This window comes from Pseudomonas sp. NPDC088885, from assembly GCF_044750025.1.
Lineage (GTDB): Bacteria > Pseudomonadota > Gammaproteobacteria > Pseudomonadales > Pseudomonadaceae > Aquipseudomonas > Aquipseudomonas rustica.
The window spans coordinates 72,692-91,305 of record NZ_JBIVJB010000011.1 but is presented as its reverse complement, the minus strand read 5'-3'; the positions used below and the strand labels follow the sequence as shown (position 1 = coordinate 91,305).

The 18,614-nt window shown below is 58.9% G+C and carries 13 protein-coding genes, 1 rRNA gene and 1 pseudogene; 5 read left to right on the top strand and 10 right to left on the bottom strand.

Annotation, left to right across the window (positions count from 1 at the left end; all coding sequences use genetic code 11):
- Window positions 1-171 precede the first annotated feature (171 nt).
- A 5S ribosomal RNA gene (gene rrf / locus ACIP1X_RS08500) occupies window positions 172-287 on the top strand.
- A 72-nt stretch (window positions 288-359) separates the two neighbouring features.
- On the opposite strand, the gene ACIP1X_RS08495 is transcribed toward rrf, so the two are convergent.
- From ACIP1X_RS08495 to ACIP1X_RS08480, 4 genes are all read right to left on the bottom strand, one after another.
- Window positions 360-1,538, bottom strand: coding sequence for a PepSY-associated TM helix domain-containing protein (locus ACIP1X_RS08495; RefSeq protein ID WP_400751094.1), 1,179 nt, complete (start codon window positions 1,536-1,538; stop codon window positions 360-362).
- A gap of 77 nt (window positions 1,539-1,615) precedes the next feature.
- Window positions 1,616-4,120 (bottom strand): TonB-dependent siderophore receptor, encoded by a 2,505-nt coding sequence (locus ACIP1X_RS08490; protein ID WP_400751091.1) that lies wholly within the window; start codon window positions 4,118-4,120, stop codon window positions 1,616-1,618.
- Between the two features lie 88 nt (window positions 4,121-4,208).
- Window positions 4,209-5,210, bottom strand: coding sequence for a FecR domain-containing protein (locus ACIP1X_RS08485; RefSeq protein ID WP_400751088.1), 1,002 nt, complete (start codon window positions 5,208-5,210; stop codon window positions 4,209-4,211).
- Entirely contained in the window at window positions 5,210-5,710 is a 501-nt protein-coding gene (locus ACIP1X_RS08480; protein ID WP_026000801.1) for a sigma-70 family RNA polymerase sigma factor, read from the bottom strand. The genes ACIP1X_RS08485 and ACIP1X_RS08480 overlap by 1 nt, the downstream gene beginning before the upstream one ends.
- Window positions 5,711-6,070: 360 nt before the next feature.
- On the opposite strand from ACIP1X_RS08480, the pseudogene ACIP1X_RS08475 reads away from it, so the two are divergent.
- Window positions 6,071-7,096: pseudogene (locus ACIP1X_RS08475) on the top strand (cache domain-containing protein); the annotation flags it as partial.
- A 69-nt stretch (window positions 7,097-7,165) separates the two neighbouring features.
- The gene (locus ACIP1X_RS08470) at window positions 7,166-7,951 is read left to right on the top strand and encodes a methyl-accepting chemotaxis protein (RefSeq protein ID WP_371262348.1); all 786 of its coding nucleotides are present in this window, start codon (window positions 7,166-7,168) and stop codon (window positions 7,949-7,951) included.
- 126 nt (window positions 7,952-8,077) lie between these two features.
- Here the strand turns inward: ACIP1X_RS08470 and ACIP1X_RS08465 are convergent, their stop codons facing one another.
- The 5 genes from ACIP1X_RS08465 to ACIP1X_RS08445 all read right to left on the bottom strand — a co-directional run bounded on the left by ACIP1X_RS08465 (window position 8,078) and on the right by ACIP1X_RS08445 (window position 15,154).
- Window positions 8,078-8,545, bottom strand: coding sequence for an SRPBCC family protein (locus tag ACIP1X_RS08465; protein ID WP_400751085.1), 468 nt, complete (start codon window positions 8,543-8,545; stop codon window positions 8,078-8,080).
- A 22-nt stretch (window positions 8,546-8,567) separates the two neighbouring features.
- Entirely contained in the window at window positions 8,568-11,960 is a 3,393-nt protein-coding gene (locus ACIP1X_RS08460) for a non-ribosomal peptide synthetase (RefSeq protein ID WP_400751082.1), read from the bottom strand.
- A 10-nt stretch (window positions 11,961-11,970) separates the two neighbouring features.
- Window positions 11,971-12,900, bottom strand: a complete 930-nt coding sequence (locus ACIP1X_RS08455; protein ID WP_400751079.1) for a diiron oxygenase — start codon at window positions 12,898-12,900, stop codon at window positions 11,971-11,973.
- Window positions 12,897-13,673, bottom strand: coding sequence for a DUF3050 domain-containing protein (locus ACIP1X_RS08450; RefSeq protein ID WP_400751076.1), 777 nt, complete (start codon window positions 13,671-13,673; stop codon window positions 12,897-12,899). The genes ACIP1X_RS08455 and ACIP1X_RS08450 overlap by 4 nt, the downstream gene beginning before the upstream one ends.
- 770 nt (window positions 13,674-14,443) lie before the next feature.
- Window positions 14,444-15,154 (bottom strand): GntR family transcriptional regulator, encoded by a 711-nt coding sequence (locus ACIP1X_RS08445; protein WP_400751074.1) that lies wholly within the window; start codon window positions 15,152-15,154, stop codon window positions 14,444-14,446.
- A gap of 194 nt (window positions 15,155-15,348) precedes the next feature.
- Between ACIP1X_RS08445 and lapG the strand changes: the two genes are divergently transcribed.
- Window positions 15,349-16,041 (top strand): cysteine protease LapG, encoded by a 693-nt coding sequence (gene lapG, locus ACIP1X_RS08440; protein ID WP_212551643.1) that lies wholly within the window; start codon window positions 15,349-15,351, stop codon window positions 16,039-16,041.
- 14 nt (window positions 16,042-16,055) lie between these two features.
- On the top strand, window positions 16,056-18,002 hold the full coding sequence (lapD, locus tag ACIP1X_RS08435) for a cyclic di-GMP receptor LapD (RefSeq protein WP_400751071.1): 1,947 nt from the start codon (window positions 16,056-16,058) through the stop codon (window positions 18,000-18,002).
- Window positions 18,003-18,170: 168 nt separating this feature from the next.
- Here lapD and ACIP1X_RS08430 read toward each other — a convergent pair whose 3' ends face one another.
- Window positions 18,171-18,509: a hypothetical protein gene (locus ACIP1X_RS08430; protein WP_053116431.1), complete on the bottom strand. Its 339-nt coding sequence runs from the start codon at window positions 18,507-18,509 to the stop codon at window positions 18,171-18,173.
- Window positions 18,510-18,614: the final 105 nt, after the last annotated feature.

Here is an 18,614-nt window from a genome sequence, read left to right as displayed (position 1 = left end):
AGTGAAACGATGCATCGCCGATGGTAGTGTGGGGTTTCCCCATGTGAGAGTAGGTCATCGTCAAGATTAAATTCCGAAACCCCAATTGCGAAAGCGGTTGGGGTTTTGTTTTAGTAGAAGTATCTGTTTTTGCTGGCTTGTTACCGTGTTGACGGGCCAGATAAAGAATTTCTTGACGACCATAGAGCGTTGGAACCACCTGATCCCATCCCGAACTCAGTAGTGAAACGATGCATCGCCGATGGTAGTGTGGGGTTTCCCCATGTGAGAGTAGGTCATCGTCAAGATTAAATTCCGAAACCCCTGTCTGCTAACGCAGACAGGGGTTTTGTCATTTCAGGGTCTGCACAATTCAGTGATCAAAGCGCTTTACGTGCCCTGCTGATACGTCGAGCCTGCCATTTGCGCCACCAGATGTAGACGCCAGTCCCTGACAACCCCGCAATCAAAACACCTAACACCGCGATCAATACTTGCCCCGTCACACCAATGATCCGTCCACCGTGTATCGGTAACTGCAGCCGGTAGAATTGTTCCCCTAACGTCCCCTGTCCCGCAATTTCCTGCCCTAACAATCGCCCATCGGTACCGTGAAAGAACAGCCAGGATTTGCCATGTGCTTCAGTGTCATGCTGCCCGAATCCTGCGCCGTAGAAGTTGTACTCAAAGCTGTAATACAACTCCCCAATCGCCGCTGTCAGCCCCAACCTTTTCCCCTCTTCCAATGCCCTCTCATACGCCTGTTGATAACTCAATCGAGTCACCCCCAACTCTGAGGAAGGCATTCGTCCTCGCGCCTCGTAGACGCTCGGCTCAATCGGTGAAAACAGCGACACCGCAGGCTTGAACACCTGACTCGGCAAGTTCATGGCCACGCTGCTCACCGCGATCGGCAGCAACAACAGCCACAGCCATAATCCACCCGCGCGATGCAGATCGAAGTTAAGCCGATAGGCATGCCCGCCCTTGACCTTCCAGGCCGTCGACCACTTCTTCCAGAACGGCTTGCCACGCGGCAACGTCAGCCACAGCGCCACAAAACAATCGATCACCCACGCGATTGCCACCAGGCCCATCAACCACAGTCCCCAGTTTCTCGGCAGCGTCAGGTTGTAGTGGAATTCGAGAATGAACGGGACGAAATTCTCCCGTTGAAAACAGCACTCGCCCCAATAACGCTGACCCGTTTGCTCAGCATTCACCGGATCCAGATAGAACACCTGATTGCGCTCATCGAACGGCTTGCCCGTCGCCGGATCGTTACGTGGCACCGCCGCCATTAGCGCGGTATGCCCGGCCTCATGCGGATACTCCATGTACCAGACCTGAAGCTTCGGATGCGCAGACTGCACCGCATCAACCAGCTCGCCCGGCGGCAATCGCGAACCCTCGGCAGACGCCGAATAAAATTGCGGATTCAGCCACTCATCCAGCTCATGGTTGAACGCCAGAATGCTTCCGGTAATCCCGGCCAGCAGCAAAAACACTGCAGTGGCCAAACCGATATAGCGATGCAACAAAACCAGAAACGCACGCATGAAAATTTCCCCACTGAAACGACAAAGCCAGCCCCTGAAATTCAGGGGCTGGCTTTTTTATGCACGAGACAAATGACTTAGAACTGGTAGCTGACCGTCGCCGCGACGTTGCGCTCTTCGCCCATGTAGCAGAAGTTCAGACTCGCGCAGGAAGCGACGTAGGACTCGTTGGTCAGATTGTTCGCGTTCAGGCGTACGTCGACGCCCTTCAAGCCAACCTTGCCCAAGTCATAACCGATCGAGGCGTCGAAGAGTGTGTAGGACGGCACCTTTAAGGTGTTTTCCGCATCCGCCCAGCTGTAACCGACATAACGCACACCACCGCCCAGACGCAGGCCATCGAGCGCTGCGCTGTCGAACTTGTAGTCAGCCCACAACGACGCCATGTGTCGCGGCGCCTGCGTTGGCGAGTTGCCTTTGTTCTCGATCACATCGGTCGGCGTGCTTAAGGTGCTGACCATCGACTTCGAATATTCGATGTCGGTGAAGGTGTAGCTGCCGAGCACTTTCAGGTTGTCGGTCAGTTGCATGTGCGCTTCCAGCTCCAGACCTTGCGAGCGGACAGCGCCTACAGCGCGGTAGAAGTTTTCCTGCGGCAGTTTGGTCGCCAGGTTCTCCTGGTCGATGCGGAACAGCGACGCGGTGAACAGATTGTCAGTGCCCGGCGGTTGGTACTTCAAACCGACTTCCCACTGCGTGCCATCGGTAGGCGCCAACGGATTACCGGCGCTGTCGGCATAGGAGTTCGGGTTGAACGATTCCGAGTAGCTGACGTAAGGCGCCAGACCGTTATCGAACAGGTACAACGCACCCGCGCGGCCGGTCAGTTTGGTGCGTCGGTCGTTGATCTCTGTACCTTCCGGACGCCCCGCTTCAGCGATGCGGTTCTCATCGGAAGTCTCGACCCAATCCTGACGCAAGCCCAGCGAGAAGCGCCATTTATCCATCTCGATCAGGTCTTGCAGGTATACGCCGGTCTGCTCCAGACGACGCAGATAGCTGGTCTCGCCGTACATATCGATCGCCGAGTTGCCGTACACCGGGTTGAACGCATTGATCGGCGCGAGACCGCCGCTGGTCCAGTCGACCACAGTTTTACGCCGCTGGTAATCCGCACCCATCAACACGGTGTGCTTGGTCGCGCCGGTGAAAAATTCGGCCTGAAGCATGTTGTCGACGATGAACGCATGCAGACGCTCATCACCGCCGGTGTAGTAGCGGTTCAGCTCGTTGCTGGTCGGCGTCGTCCAGCCATACGCATAGACCTGATCCATGTTCACTTTGGAATCGAGGTAGCGGAAGTTCTGTCGCGCGGTGAAGACATCATTGAAGCGATGTTCGAACTGATAACCGAATGACTGCTGATCACGCGAGTAACCGTCGATCCCCGGCTCACCCTCGAAGAAGTGCGGGGAGATCCGGTTGCCGTTGCGCTGATGGATCGTGCCGTCCGCCGGCACGCCGCCGTGGTAGCCGCCATCCGGATCGTGTTGCAGATACGCCTGCAAGGTCAGCGACGTGTCTTCATTGAAATCGATGCTGACGGTTGGCGACAGCGCAAAGCGTTTTTCCTTGTTGTGGTCGAACTGCGTGTCGGACTGATCCGTTAACCCGATCAGACGATAGGCAATGCGCTTGTCGTCATCGACCGGGCCGCTGAAGTCAAAACTGACCCCGCGCTGACCTTGCGTACCGACGGTGGCTTGCACCTGATGGTAAGCCTCGTAAAGCGGCTTTTTACTGGTCAGTGCCACCAGGCCACCCGGCGAACTGCGGCCATACAGAACCGACGACGGCCCCTTGAGAATGTCCACGCGTTCCAGGAAATACGGGTCGACCTGCATGGTGCTGTAAGTGCCGCTGTCGCCCATCGACTTGAGGCCGTCGAGGTAAATGTTATCCACCGAGCCGTCGTTGAAGCCGCGCATCGCCACGTAGTCATAGCGATGGGTCGCGCCATACGGATTGGTCAGCACACCCGGGGTGTAGCGCATGGTTTGCGAGACGGTTTGCGAACCTTGGTCGTCCATTTGCTCGCGAGTGACTACCGACACGCTCTGCGAGGTTTCCAGCAATGCGGTACTGGTTTTGGTGGCAATCTGGCTGTGCGTTGCGTTGTAGCCGTCCATGCTGCCCAGCGCGTTGCCGAGGGCGAAGCCTTTGATGTCGGTGGTCGGCAGGGCCAGCGCTTCGGTCTCGGCGATCGCGCGCAGGACGTAGCTGCTGCCATCCTGACTGACCGCTTCCAGACCGGATCCGCCAAGCAAATGGCTCAGCGCCTGATCGGTCGAATATTCACCCTGTACACCCGGCGATTGCCGGCCTTGAGTTTGCTGCGGCGTCATTGACAAGGTGATGCCGGCCTGGCGCGCGAACTGATTCAGCGCTTCGCCCAGCGGCCCGGCAGCGATGTTGTAGCGCTGGCCGACTTCACTGTTAACGGTGTCGGCCGCCACGCTGACGCTTGGCAGCACAGCGACGCCCAGCGCGGTGGAAAACAGCGCCGCCCGAATGGCGTGGCGCAACAGGCCCGATTCGCAGGTGAAATTCAGAGGGTTCTTACAGGTGGCGCGGACAGTCATTGTAGGTTTCCGTAGGAAGTCGCAAACGCTTGAATTGAAGTGCTTACTGACTAAGCCGGACTTGCCGCAAAAACCCGCCAAAATAATTTCAGACCACACGTTCCAGGGTCACCCACCAGCGTGTGCGATAGCGCAACTGCACCGGCAAGGTCTGCGGCAGAATGGCCAGCAACTTGTCGGTGTCTTCGAGGCGGAACACGCCGGACAGGCGCAAATCGGAAACCTCTGATGCGCAATTCAGAAAACCCTGACGATAGCGGCCGACTTCCTTGAGGAAATCGCCCAGACGCATGTTGCGGGTAACGATCAAGCCGTCGACCCACGCGCCCGCATCCATATCCAGCGCCGGTGCCGGACGCACTTGATAGGGATCGATCAGATAACTCTGTCCGGCCAGCGCTTCGATAACAGTCCCGGCAGAGTGAATGGCCACCTGCCCGTGGGTGACGCTCAGCCGCGTGCAATCGCTGTCCTGACGCAGGATGAACCGCGCATTCTGCGGCTCGTAGGATCCGTGACGACTATGCACGCGCAGCGGCCGTTCAAAATCAGCGCCTTCATCGGCGCCACCACAGGTGACGATGATTTCGCCACGCGTCAGTTTGATCAGCCGTTGTTGCGCGGTGTAATCCAGATCCACCGCGCTGGCGGTATTGAGTTCGATCCGCGTGCCGTCCGGTAACTGGAAACCACGCCGCTCGCCGGTGGCCGTGGCGTAATCGGCGCTCCATTGCTGCCACGCGGCCGTGTCTTTGGCCAACCATGCGGCGGAGCCCATCAACACTGCGCCAGACAACAGCTTCAACGCCTGCCGACGATTCAGTCCCTGCGCGCTGTTCTCCAGGGTATTGAATGCCACTTGTGCGCCCGGCACCGCGCGCAGGTTGTTGCTCAACTCGGCGTGCAGCGACTGCACGCGTTGCCAGGCCAATTCATGCTCATGATGCTCGGCGCGCCACTGTTCGCACTGGCGATTCAGCCGCGCATTGCCATGGTTATTACGCAGACGCAGCAGCCAGTGAATGGCTTGCTTCACTGCTTTTTGCGGAGGTTCGGCGCGGCGGCCGAGGGACAAGTTATCCACAGCCATCAGCTTTCGTACCGCAGCACGTAGCAGTGATACAGCGCATCGGCGACGTAACGTTCCACCGAGCGCAGCGACAAACCCATCTGCTCGGCAATCTGCTTGTGGGTCAAACCTTCGCACTGCGCCAGGAGAAATGCCTGACGCACTTTCGGCTTCAGTCCTTCAAGCATGCGCGCGATGCTTTCGAGCAATTCGATCACCAGCGCACGGGCTTCGGCACTCGGCGTTTCGGCTTCGGGCAAATGGGCGATGGTTTCCAGGTAGGCGCGTTCGATTTCCTCGCGGCGCCAATGGTCGATCACCAGACCACGGGCGATGGTGCGCAAAAAGGCGCGGGGCGCTTTCAGTTCTAGGCGTTCGGTGCGTTGCAGCAGACGCACGAAGGTGTCCTGCGCCAGATCCGCCGCATCCGCTGCGTTGCCCAGCCGTGCGCGCAGCCAAGCGTTGAGCCAGCCGTGATGACTACTGTAAAGCGCCTGAACGGCGAACTCGGGTGAGGACATGAACGCGGCTGCCAAAACGTCACAAATGATAATTAGTCGCATTGTTATCAAGGGTTACAGGTTTTGCAACCGCCGCTCGAACATCCGTCCTGAAAAATTTTGCTGCGCAGGCTCTAGCACGCCGTTCGGCGGGAATCCGAGGCAAAAGCCGTCCATTTCCCACGCAACCCTAAGATTTCTCCTTCACGTGCCGACAGACTGGTGAGACATGCGTGCACCAAAGTAGAGCGACCGGCAGAACGTTGCCTACCCGTCACTGGAAATCAGAGCGGCTGACCCTCAGCGCTACTGAACATCGGAGCTACATGGAATGTTGCATCTGGAACGCATCCCCACCTTCGGCATAAGAAGTCCCATGAAATGAATCTCAAGTTCAGCCATAAAATTTTGTTGGCCGCCTCGGGCGTCGTGGTCCTGGCTTTCGCGTTATTCACCCTCTACAACGATTATCTGCAGCGAAACACCATTCGCCAGAACCTCCAATCCTCGGTACAGCAGGCCGGCGATCTGACCGCCAGCAGCGTGCAGAACTGGATGAGCGGGCGGATTCTGGTGCTGGAAAACCTCGCGCAGAACGTCGCTCATCAGGGCAAAGACGCCGACTTGCCGGGTCTGGTCGATCAACCGGCCTTCACCCAGAACTTCCAGTTCACCTACGTCGGTCAGGCCAACGGTGTGTTCACCCAGCGCCCTGACGCGAAGATGCCGGACGGTTACGATCCGCGTCAGCGCCCTTGGTACAAACAAGCGGTCGCCGCCGACAAAACCATGCTGACTCCGCCGTACATGGCCGCTGTCGGTGGCCTGGTGGTGACCATTGCCATGCCGGTCAAACACAACGGCGAATTGCTCGGTGTGGTTGGCGGTGACCTAAGCCTGGAAACCCTGGTGAAGATCATCAACTCGGTGGATTTCGGTGGCCTCGGCCATGCGTTTCTGGTCAGCGCTGACGGTCAGGTGATCGTCAGCCCGGACAAAGATCAGGTGATGAAAAACCTCAAGGACATCTACCCGAACGGCAACGTGCGCATCGAAAAGGGCAACCAGAATGTGCTGCTCAACGGCGAGGAACGCATTCTGTCGTTCACCCCGGTCAGCGACCTGCCGAATGCGCAGTGGTACATCGGTCTGTCGATCGATCGCGACAAAGCCTACGCCGCACTCAGCCAATTCCGCACCTCGGCGCTGATCGCGATGTTCGTAGCCGTGGGCGCGATTGCCTTGCTGCTGAGCCTGTTGATCAACGTGTTGATGCGTCCGCTGACCACCATGGGCCGTGCGATGCAGGACATTGCGCAGGGCGAGGGTGATCTGACCCGTCGTTTGGTCGTAGAGAGCAAAGACGAATTCGGTGAACTGGGCAGTGCCTTCAACCAGTTCGTTGAACGTATCCACGCGTCGATTTCCGAAGTGTCCTCGGCAACGCGTCAGGTGCATGACTTATCGCAACGAGTGATGGCGTCGTCCAATGCCTCGATCGTCGGTTCCGACGAACAAAGTGCGCGCACCAACAGCGTCGCGGCGGCGATCAACGAATTGGGCGCCGCCACTCAGGAAATCGCGCGCAATGCCGCCGATGCTTCGCAGCACGCCAGCGGTGCGAGCGAGCAGGCTGACGATGGTCGTCAGGTGGTGGAACAAACCATTCTGGCGATGACCGAGTTGTCGCAGAAAATCAGCCTGTCGTGCACGCAGATCGAAACCTTGAATGCGAGTACCGACAACATCGGCCACATCCTCGATGTGATCAAAGGCATCTCGCAGCAGACCAACCTGTTGGCGCTGAACGCGGCGATTGAAGCGGCGCGTGCCGGTGAGGCCGGGCGTGGTTTTGCCGTGGTCGCGGATGAGGTGCGCAACCTGGCCCATCGCACCCAGGAATCGGCGGAAGAGATCCACAAAATGATCACTTCCTTGCAAGTCGGTTCGCGTGAAGCGGTGAGTACGATGAACGCCAGTCAGGCATCCAGCGAGCAGAGCGTGGAAGTGGCCAATCAGGCCGGTTTGCGCCTGGTCAGCGTGACCCAGCGCATCGGTGAAATCGACGGCATGAACCAGTCGGTGGCAGCGGCGACGGAAGAGCAGACAGCGGTGGTGGAAACCCTCAATGTCGACGTTAACCAGATCAACATGCTGAACCAGCAGAGCGTGGCCAACCTCAATGAAACGTTGAAGGATTGCGATGCGTTGTCGCAGCAGGCGAATCGGTTGAAGCAGTTGGTCGACAGTTTCAAAATCTGATTTTCAGAGTCGAGACCGCGTTATCGTTCTTCGCGAGCAAGCCCGCTCCCACAGTTGGAATGCGTTCCCCTGTGGGAGCGGGCTTGCTCGCGAAAGCGGTGGTTCATTCACCACACATCTATAGCCTTAAACAAACAGCCTCAAAACATTCCCCATCGCCTCATCCGCAAACCCCTGCACAAAATCCCTGAACCCCGGCAGCGCCTCTTCGCCACCGCCGGCAGGCTCGGCAATGATCGTCCATGTCGCGCGGGATTTGCCCGTGGCCAGCGCTTCCACATTCATCGCCGCCCACAGATTCGCCACGCCCAGCGTGTTGTAAATCGTCGTCCAGGTCATGCTCAGCGCCTGGTCGTCGCGGGAGTTGAGTTGCTCGACCACCACGTTGCCATCCTTGAAAAATTTCTTGCGCAGCGAGGACACGCCCTCGCCGGTCATTTCGATGTGCGACAGCGCCGGAATGAAGCGGTCGAAACCGCCGAAATTGCCGACCACCGCCCAGACCTGCGCCGCGTCGACCGGCACTTCCACCGAAGACACAACGTGGCAGCCATGCGGGTTTTTGATCAGGGTGTCGGGTTGCAGAGTGCTCATGGTGTTGCTCCTTGTTGTTGAATCAGATGAAGTTGATTTCTTTCAGGTAAGCGCAGCCGCGACGCAGCAGCGCCGGGGATTTCTGCGGGTAGTGCGCGCCCATTTGCTGGACGCCGGCTTCAGCGTTGGCGTGGCCGATCAGGGAGATGTCGCCGATGTCTTCTTCAAAGCCGTTGAGGTAGAAACCGAGCACGCCGAACAGCGCGTTATCGGCGTCGACGCGACCGAGTTGCTGCTGCCAGTCGGCGACGCTGACCAGTGAAAATTCGCTGCCGGTTTCGCGGAACGAAGCAACGTAGGCATCCCAGCTCAGCGGCTCTGGGTTATGCAGGTTGAACACCGCGTGATCGGGCGAATATCGGCTGGCATGGAAGGCGATAAATCGCGCGAGAAAGTCCACCGGCATCAGGTCGAAATTCAACGCGAAGGCCGGCACCTGGCCGAGCTGAATCGAGCCTTTGAGCATCAGCATCAAACGGTTTTTGTGCGGCTGACACACGCCGCTCAGGCTGTTGAAACTGATGTTGCCGGGTCGATACAGATTGACCCGTACGCCGCGTTCCCGCGCGCGTTCGAGGATGCGTTCGCCGACCCATTTCGACAGGTTGTAGCCGTTGCGAATGTAGATCGGCGGCGTCAGTGCGGCGGGTAATTCCAGCACCTGGCCGGCGGCGTCGACGGTGCTGGACGCCGAAAGCGTCGAGACAAAATTGAAGACCTTTTTGCTCTGCCCTTCGCACAGGCGCAGCAGGGCGAAAATTGGCTCGACGTTGTCCGCCGCCAGTGATTCGTAGTCGAGCACGTGATTGACGTTGGCGGCGTTGTGCACCAGCGCGCCGAACTCGCGATCGAGACGCTGATAATCGTCGTTGGCCAAGCCCAATTGCGGGCGAGTGATATCTGCCGCGTAAACCCGCACCCGACTCAGATCCAGATGCTCCAGACGGTTTTCGCGCAGTGACTGCGCAAAGCGCTGCGCCGCCGTTTGCCCGCCGCCGTCACGCACCAGACACGCGACCTCGCTGGCGCCCCAACCGAGCAGCGCCTCGACGATGTGCACACCGACAAAACTGTTGGCGCCAGTGACGATGACCTTGTGCACATCGCCCATGCGGCTGATCGGCAGCGGTTCGATATCCAGCGTGCGCTCGGCGTCGGCCATGGCTTGGGCGCTGAGTACCGCGCTGTCATCGGTGCCGCGCACCAGCGTCGCGAGTTTGATGATGGTCGGCAGTTCGATGAAGCGATTGATCGAGATGCTGCGACCGAACTCCTCACGCAAGCGCAGCAACATCCGCGACAACAGAATCGAATGGCCGCCGAGATTGAAAAAGCTTTCGTCGGTGGAGATATCGCTAACAGGCAGCTCCAACAACTCGGCCCAGATCTCCAGCAACAACGCTTCATCAGCATTCGCCGGCAGACATTTCGGGCCGTTGTCCTGCACGCTCACCGGCAATTCCAGCAGCGCTTTGCGGTCGACTTTGCCGTTGCTGGCGAACGGCATGCTCGGCAGTTCAGTCCACGCCACCGGTTGCATGTAGTCCGGTAAAAACTGCTGGGCGTGGGCCTTCAGTGCATCGCGGGATTCGTCGGATTGTGGCTTCGCGAGGAACGCCAGAATCCGCCGCTGCGGATCAATCACCACGGCTATTTGTCGATACAGCTGGCTCTCGCGCAGGCAGCGTTCGATCTCTTCCGGCTCGACCCGGAAACCACGAATCTTCACCTGATTATCGCGGCGTCCGCACAGCTCGATGCCGTGCTCGCCCCACTTGGCCATGTCGCCGCTGCGGTAAGCGCGCAGGGTTTCGCCATCGGGCAATTGCAGGGTCAGATAACGCTCGGCAGTCTGCTGCGGATTGTTCAGATAGCCGAGGCAAACGCCGGGGCCAACGATGAACAACTCGCCGACGGTGTGCTCGGGCACCGGTTGCAGATCGTCATCGAGAATCAGCACTTGGCTGTTGGCAATCGGCGCGCCGAGGCTGCGGTTGCTGTCGCCGGGTGTGAGTTGTCGCGCAGTGATCAACACCGTGGCTTCGGTCGGGCCGTAGAGGTTGTGCAGCGTGCCCTGGCGGGTCAGTTGTTCAATGACGAACGGCTCGCAGACATCGCCGCCGGTCATCACTTGCACGCCTTCCAATTGTTCCAGCGGCAGGATGCTCAGCAGCGCGGGTGGCAGGAATGCGTGAGTCAGTTGCCGACGACGGATCAACGCGACCAGTTGCAGCGGATCGCGGCGTTGCGTGTCGTCCGGCACCACCAGTTCGGCGCCTGTGAGCAGGGTCGGGAAGATGTCGATCAACGATGAATCGAAGCTCAGCGAAGAGAACTGCAACACTCGGCTCTCGGCGTGCAATTGCACATAGTCGGCGTACCACGCGGTGAAGTGCGCGAGGTTGGTCTGACTGAGCAGCACGCCTTTTGGATGCCCGGTGGTGCCCGAGGTGTAGAGCGCCATGCACGGCGCATCGAGTGCGGGGCGCTGGCGCATCAACACTTGGCTGAGATCTGCTTGGGCGCTGTCGATGCGACTGACGTCCAGCCCTGCCATGGTTGCGCTGAGCGGATGCTCGCCGTCATGCAGCAACAGCAACGCGCCGGCGTTGTGCAGGATGTATTGCTGGCGCTGCAGCGGATGGCTCGGCTCCAGCGGCAGATACACCGCACCGCTGCCGAGAATCGCCAGAATCGAAGCAAACAGCGCCGGGCTTTTCGGCAGGCAGATACCAACCACCCACGGCTGTGGATGCTGCTCAAGAATCGGCAGCAAACGCTGTTGAATTGCGCGGCTGTGGGCGTGCAATTGGCGGTAGCTGATGGAGCGTTCGCCGAGGTGCAGCGCCGGACGTTCGGCATGCTCGATCAGGCTCTGTTGCAGCCGCTCGATCAGCGGGATTTGCGCCTGTTTCAGCAGTGCTGGATTCGCCGTGTGGTTGAGGCGATGGATGTAGGCCAGGCTGTCGAGAAACAGCAGGTTTTCCATCCGCTCGAAATCTGGCGCAGTCACCGTATGGGCTTGCTGCAGATAATCCGCATCGCGGGAGAAGCGGCTGACCAGCAACGCCACTTCGTCCACCACGTGTGTCAGCACCCGCTGGCGCAATACCTGGCCGTTTCCCGAAGGCTCGTCGCCAATCGGCACACGGCTGATCAAAGACGAGCCGAGAAAGCACAGCAAATCGAGTGTCGGCAAACCCGCAGCGCTTTGCGCTCCAATACCTAAGCGCAGATGCAAATGCGGAATCGTGCAGAAATCACCGGCGCCGATAAAGCCATCGTCGATGATCAAATCCACCGTCGATTGTGCGGCGCCGCTGCGCGTCAATGCGTGACCGTGTTGTTCCAGTTCCTGCGCCAGGTCGGTCATGGCCTGGCTGGCGCCAATCAGCAAAATGTCGAGACGTTTCATGTCGGCCTCCTCAAACCAGGTAGTCGCGCAGGGCGAGTTGCACGCAAGGCGTGTCGAGCAGCGAACTGTTGTGGAAGAACTTGACGATGTTGCCCACCAGCGGGTGGTGGCGATTGATCGGGAAGGCCAGACCGGCGATTTCGTCCTTGAGTGATCGCTTTGTGATCTGGCTGACCGGCAGGGCATCGATCAGGCGCAGATCAAAGGATTTCTGGATGTCGTTGGTCAGGTAATGGCCGATGAACACCGGCAGAATCTGCGCGATGGTTTCGCGATCAGCGTCGCTCGCGGTGTGCCAATAGATGCGCACCATCCGCGCCCAGAAACTTGAGTGGCGGCCCTCGTCGAGCAAGTGGTCGGCCATCAGGCCCTTGATCGACGGCTTGACCGTGTCGTCCCGGGCGAACGCCGCGACGTCGCCGGTCACGGTGTTTTCGGCGATGGCCACGCAGATCAATTCCACGGCGCTGCGCAGGTGTTCCGGGGCCAACGCGACGGCGGCGGGAATCGCTCGGCTGAGTTCGATTTCATCGGGCAACTGAATCGGTTCGATGCCGGTCATCGCCACCGTTTGCTGCATGAAATCCATCGCTACCAACGCGTGGTAATCCTCGTCGACCACCACGGTCATCGCGTCATACCGACAGGCGAACGGAAAGGCCACGGCGAAGCGATTCTTGGCGATGCTGCGCGCGGTCTTGTCGACGATTTCCGTCTCGAAAATCACTACGTCGTTGATGAATTTGTACAAGGTCTGCACCAACGCAAAATCGCGCTGCTGCGGGCACTCACGCAGGAAGGTTTCGCTGAGCACCAGCGGCTGGCGACTGAGCGGATAGATCAGGCGCTCATCGTTTTCCAGTACGCGACGGGGGCGGGTGCGGATGGTCGCGCGGCTTTCCCAGGTATCGGCGAAGGATTGATAGTCGGCGGCATTCATTGCGCCACCTCCGCCAACGGTTCGCGCATGCTCAGGCGCAGGCCGTCCCATAGGGCGATGCGACTTTCGACGGCGGCGACGGCGCTGGCGTAGACCTCGGCTTCGCGCTGTGGATCGCCATCGACCAGACGCTCGAGCAGTTGTTCTGCGGCGGGGCCGTGGTCTTCGGAGTCGACTTCGATGTGCCGTTCCAGGTAGTAACGAAAGGTCGGTGCTTGCTCGATGCCGATGCCCCAGTCGTCGAGGATGCGCTGGAACATGGTCGGAATCACGCTTTCGCGACCGTGCAAAAACGCGGCGGCAACGCTGTGCCCCGGCGCATTCAGCGCGGTGTGCAGGGTGTCGCGGACAAACTGCGCGGCGGCCGGATCGACCTCGACACTTTGCAGCGCGACGTCGTAGCTCACGCCTTCCTGTTGCAGCGCGACGAAGCGCTCCACTGCCGTGGTACTCGCGCCGATTTCGCGCATTGCATCCAGGTACAACTCGAAATGGCTGTAGTGACCGTGAGCCAGACGGTCGTCGGACTCTTCGCCGAGGACGATTTCATTGATCAGCCGTGCCGCACGAGGATCACGCGGCGGTAGCCACGGCAAACGCGTGCAGGTCAGTTCCTGCTGCAGGCGTTTGGTCAGCGACATGAAATCCCACACGGCAAACACGTGGGTTTCCATAAAGCGGCGCAAGACCGATAACGAGTTGATCTCGGAAAAGATCGGGTGAATGCTAAGTTCGGCTTTCTTCAGGGCGAGTTGGTGCTTAGTGGGCATCATGATGTCCTTTATCATTGATTATGGAATGGCACTTTTGTTTCAACTGCGCAATCAGTGGAGCGAAGGCTTACATGTGACTTTTCGACCGGCGACAAAGACTTCCAGACGGAAGTTGTTGTACTGAATGTACTGGCGATTAAAGCCTGCGGCCTGCTGGAGGGCCGCTGTCGTCATGGGTGTGGCATATCGCTTGTGCCGAAGTTTGCAGCGAAGTTCAAACTCGGCGAGAGAAAAGTAATACACGGCAAAAGCATTTAACAAGTGTAATTTTAATTATTTTAAGTTGGATGTTTTTCAAATATGAGTGCCCCCGATAAAACTTGCGGGTTAAGTTTTATTTGGGCGTAGTTACTCCTTTCAGCCAATAACGGCCAAAATTGATCGACAAGAGTGAATGCCTCACTCGAAGCAACTTTCTAATGAAAAAGATTGGTGTGGTTTGAGGGATGAAAGTTGGCCGGAAACGGCGCCATGACTTTCCTTTTCCCGTGACAAGGCTCCTTCCGTAGGTTCCTGTTGCGGGGACTGCACCGATCAGGCGGTGCGCCCCCGTTCTTTATTGGGGTTGGCCGTTCAAGAGTGCGGGTAAATGACCGCGACGGCTATTACCGTTTGGTTATTGCCACGGTGGCAATTTCGTTCGAACAGGCGCAGGGAGGTTAGAGCGAAGACGCCGATCCGCCACAGTGTTTGTGCGCGACCGGTTGAGGGGATTTGTAAGCGGGTTATTCGCCGGGCGGACGCAATGATCCGCGTCCGGCGTTAAGGCTTTAGCGCAGGGCTTTGCGATTTTGCGCGGCAGGACTGGCGAGATAGCGGGTGATCACCTCGACACCACGGTTGAGGTGCTGCTCAAGCAGCATCACCGAGCGTTCAACGTCGCGCTCGATCGCGGCTTGCAGCAGGGCGCGGTGGTCGTCCTGGGAAATCTTGCCCAGGCCCATGGCTTCAAGGTTGAAACGCAGAAAGCGTTCTTCTTCATTGAGACCGTCCTCGACCAGACGCAGCAGGCGCTTGTTCGGCGCCTTGGCGTACAGCGCCATGTGGAACAGGCGGTTGAGCCGACCGATTTCGGTGTAGTCGTGTTGGGTTTCGAGTTCGCGGATGTAGCCGGCGGCGAGCTCGTGATCGGCCGTCGTCAGCGACGGGATTGACTGCCGCAGTGCTTCGCCCTCAAGCAGAATGCGCAATTCGTAGGTTTCCGTGGCGTCGCCCTGAATCAGCGCGGCGACCACCGCGCCTTTGTGCGTGGTCACGCTCAGCAGTTCTTGCGCTTCGAGCTGGCGCAACGCTTCGCGCACCGGCATGCGGCTGACCCCGAACAAATCGGCCAAATCCTGCTGGCGCAGAGCGGTGCCGCACGGCAGGCGACCATCAAGAATGGCTGCGCGCAGGGTTTCTTCGATGATCGAGCGGGCCAGGTGTGCAGGAATCGGCCCATCGACTTTAATGCTGTGTAGCGGTTTGGGCTTCTGTGTCACGACTACGCACCCTGTAGGTCGGCTGAATTTGGATCCAAATGACACTAGTGATTGCCCTACAAGTTGTCAAACCGTGTAGAGGAATACTTGGCAAACAGTTTAGCGCGATGCCGATGATCTCATCGTGCCATTGTTTTTTAACGGGCTAAGCTTCACCATCAAACGCTTTCCTTCCTGCCCCCCGGAAACCTGCTGTGGCGGTACGTTTCGCGATCCCTCGGACTCTGCGCTGGCTAGGCTGCGCACTGCTGCTGGCCAGTCTTATGCTGGGCGGTCTGCATGCCGATTGGGATTTTTCCGCGATCAGCCGCAAGGCCACCGCCCTGTACGGGCCGCTCGGTGCCGGGCAGCAGCGCATCGATGCCTGGCAGAATCTGTTGGCGACGCAGCAACAGGCCAGCGAAACGGAGAAGCTGAAAGTGGTGAACCTGTTTTTCAACAAACAGGTGCGCTATGTCGAAGATATCGACCTGTGGCACGAGGTCGATTATTGGGAAACGCCGATCGAGGCGCTGTGGAAGGGCGCTGGCGACTGCGAAGACTATGCGATCGCCAAGTATTTCAGCCTGCGCCATCTCGGCGTCTCCAGTGACAAGCTGCGCATCACTTACGTCAAGGCACTGCGCCAGAATCGCGCGCACATGGTGCTGACGTACTATTCCACCCCCGATGCCATGCCGCTGGTGCTCGACAGCCTGATCGATCAGATTCAACCGGCGTCGCAGCGAACCGATTTGCTGCCGGTCTACTCTTTCAATGCTGAAGGGTTGTATTTGCCGGGCGCCAAGGGCAACAAGAAGGTCGGTGATACCAAACGCCTGTCACGCTGGCAGGATGTGTTGAAGAAAATGCAGGCCGAAGGTTTTCCGGTCGAGACGACTAACTAGGAGCACGCGCTCAGATGTCTTTGTTCAAACAGCTGTTGATCGCTATCTGTCTGTTCCTGGTGGTCGCCTTCACCGGCAGCTTCATGGTCAGTCTGGAAAGCTCGCGTACCCAGTACGTCAACCAGTTGCGCTCGCACGCCCAGGACGCCGCGACGGCGCTGGCCTTGTCGCTGACGCCGAACATCGACGACCCGGCGATGGTCGAGTTGCTGGTCAGTTCGATTTTTGACAGCGGCTATTACGCGAGCATTCGTGTGGTTGATGTGAAGACCGACAAAACCATGGTTGAGCGCAGCGGCAGCCCGGCGGTCACCAACGTGCCGGACTGGTTCGTCAAATTGATCGGCCTGGAGCCCGCCGGTGGCGATGCGCTGGTCAGCCGTGGTTGGGAGCAGGCGGCGCGAGTCGAGGTGGTCAGCCACCCGATGTTCGCTGTGGCCAAGCTGTGGCAGAGCGCGTTGGGCAGCCTTGGCTGGCTGCTGGTCTGTGGCGCGGTGAGTGCGGTGCTTGGCGCGCTGCTGTTGCGCCGGCAATTGAAACCGCTGGATTACATGGTCAAGCAATCCCACGCCATTGCCCGCCGCGAATTTCTCAGCCTGCCGGACTTGCCGCGCACACCGGAATTGCGCCGCGTGGTACTGGCCATGAACCAGATGGTCGAGAAACTCAAAGCGCTGTTCCAGGAGCAAGCGGAGCGCAGTGAAAAACTGCGTGCCGAGTCGTATCAGGACAACCTCACCGGGCTGGCCAACCGGCGTTATTTCGAGATGCAGTTGAACAACCGCGTGAGTAATGCCGAACAGGCCAGCTCCGGTTATCTGCTGCTGTTGCGGGTCAAGGATCTGGCCGGGCTTAACCAGCGTCTGGGCGGTCAGCGTACTGATGAATTGTTGAAAGCGGTGGGCGAGCAATTGTCCCGCGAGTGCGCCAAATACCCGGAAACCCAGAACCTCGTCACGCGTATTCGCGGTGGTGAATTCGCGGTGTTGGCGCCGGGCCTGGTGCGTGAGGAAGCGCTGCAACTGGCGCAGAATCTTGACGCCGCGCTGAGCAGTTTGCACGCCACCGGCGCTACCGATGTTGAGGCCGTGGCATCGATTGGTCTGGCGCCGTTCGCTCACGGTGATTCGCCGCAATCGGTGTTGAGCCTTGGCGATCAGGCGTTGGCGCAAGCCGAAGGGCAGGGTGAGCAGAACTGGGCGTGCCTCGATCAGAGCCTGACCGCCGACGTTGGCGACGATCACCATGCCTGGCACCGCTTGCTCGATCAGGCGCTGACTCAGCAGCGTTTCGAGCTGTATTTCCAACCGGTGGTGGCGGCGCAAGACACGCAATTGGTGCTGCATTACAAAGTGCTCTCGCGATTGCTCGATGAGCACGGCCAGACCATTCCTGCCGGGCGTTTCCTGCCATGGCTGGAGCGCTTCGGCTGGACGGCGCGGCTGGATCGCCTGATGCTTGAGCGCGTGCTGGAGCAGATGAAAGGGCATGAAGATTCGCTGGCGCTGAACTTGTCGTCAGCGACGCTGGCGGATCCGCAGGCGCTGAATAAAGTCTTTGAGATTCTGCGTACGCATTCCAATCTTGGCCCGCGTTTGACCCTGGAAATCGGTGAGGAACAGTTGCCGGATCAGGCTGTGCTGGAGCAGTTGACCCGTCGTCTGCGTGAGTTGGGCTTTTCGCTGAGCCTGCAGCGCTTTGGTGGGCGCTTCAGCATGATCGGCAACCTGGCGCGGCTTGGGTTGGCGTATCTGAAGATCGATGGCAGCTACATTCGGGCGATCGATCAGGAGAGCGACAAGCGTCTGTTTATCGAGGCGATTCAGCGCGCGGCGCACAGTATTGATTTGCCGCTGATTGCCGAGCGGGTCGAGACGGAAGGGGAATTGTCGGTGATTCGCGAGATGGGCTTGTATGGGGTTCAGGGGCAGTTGTTGGGTGAGCCGAAGCCTTGGCAGTAATCCCTTAACTGATGGCGTCAGTGATGACGCTTTCGCGAGCAAGCCCGCTCCCACAGTGGAATGCATTTTAAATGTGGGACTGGAAAGACAAAAAGATCGCAGCCTTCGGCAGCTCCTACAGGGGAGTGCATTTCATGTAGGAGCTGCCGAAGGCTGCGATCTTTTGCTTTAAATCAGCCCGCTCTCATCTTCATCAATCAGCTGGCTCAACCCGCCCAACGCCTCACGTGCCTGGTTACGATCCAGCAGTTTGGCCTGGGCCGCTGGCGGCAGGTCGGTGACGCGGATCACGCCTTTGCTGGTCAGCACTTGAATCAGGTCGTCGAGTACCCGAATCATTTCAAAGTCGCTCTGCTTGAGCTGTTTGAGGCTGTTTTCCACCGCAGCGTTGGCGAACCACGCCTGGATTTCATGGTTGTCGGCCGGCAGCGTTTCCGTGGCTTCGGCGTAAGCCGCCGCTTCCACGCGCGTCAACACACCTTGCGCATCGCGTTGCACGTAAAACATTGAGCATCCCTCAGAAATGAACCAGCGTCATGCTGTCAGCAGCATAGCCAACTGCGCGCGAGTATGCGGTGCGGCGACGCAATCGTCACCGTGACGATTGGCGTA

Coding starts and splice junctions, on each gene's coding strand:
- ACIP1X_RS08495 (WP_400751094.1), bottom strand. CDS start 1,538: ATGCGTGCGTTTCTGGTTTTGTTGCATCGCTATATCGGTTTGGCCACT.
- ACIP1X_RS08490 (WP_400751091.1), bottom strand. CDS start 4,120: ATGACTGTCCGCGCCACCTGTAAGAACCCTCTGAATTTCACCTGCGAA.
- ACIP1X_RS08485 (WP_400751088.1), bottom strand. CDS start 5,210: ATGGCTGTGGATAACTTGTCCCTCGGCCGCCGCGCCGAACCTCCGCAA.
- ACIP1X_RS08480 (WP_026000801.1), bottom strand. CDS start 5,710: ATGTCCTCACCCGAGTTCGCCGTTCAGGCGCTTTACAGTAGTCATCAC.
- ACIP1X_RS08470 (WP_371262348.1), top strand. CDS start 7,166: ATGGCGTCGTCCAATGCCTCGATCGTCGGTTCCGACGAACAAAGTGCG.
- ACIP1X_RS08465 (WP_400751085.1), bottom strand. CDS start 8,545: ATGAGCACTCTGCAACCCGACACCCTGATCAAAAACCCGCATGGCTGC.
- ACIP1X_RS08460 (WP_400751082.1), bottom strand. CDS start 11,960: ATGAAACGTCTCGACATTTTGCTGATTGGCGCCAGCCAGGCCATGACC.
- ACIP1X_RS08455 (WP_400751079.1), bottom strand. CDS start 12,900: ATGAATGCCGCCGACTATCAATCCTTCGCCGATACCTGGGAAAGCCGC.
- ACIP1X_RS08450 (WP_400751076.1), bottom strand. CDS start 13,673: ATGATGCCCACTAAGCACCAACTCGCCCTGAAGAAAGCCGAACTTAGC.
- lapD (WP_400751071.1), top strand. CDS start 16,056: ATGTCTTTGTTCAAACAGCTGTTGATCGCTATCTGTCTGTTCCTGGTG.
- ACIP1X_RS08430 (WP_053116431.1), bottom strand. CDS start 18,509: ATGTTTTACGTGCAACGCGATGCGCAAGGTGTGTTGACGCGCGTGGAA.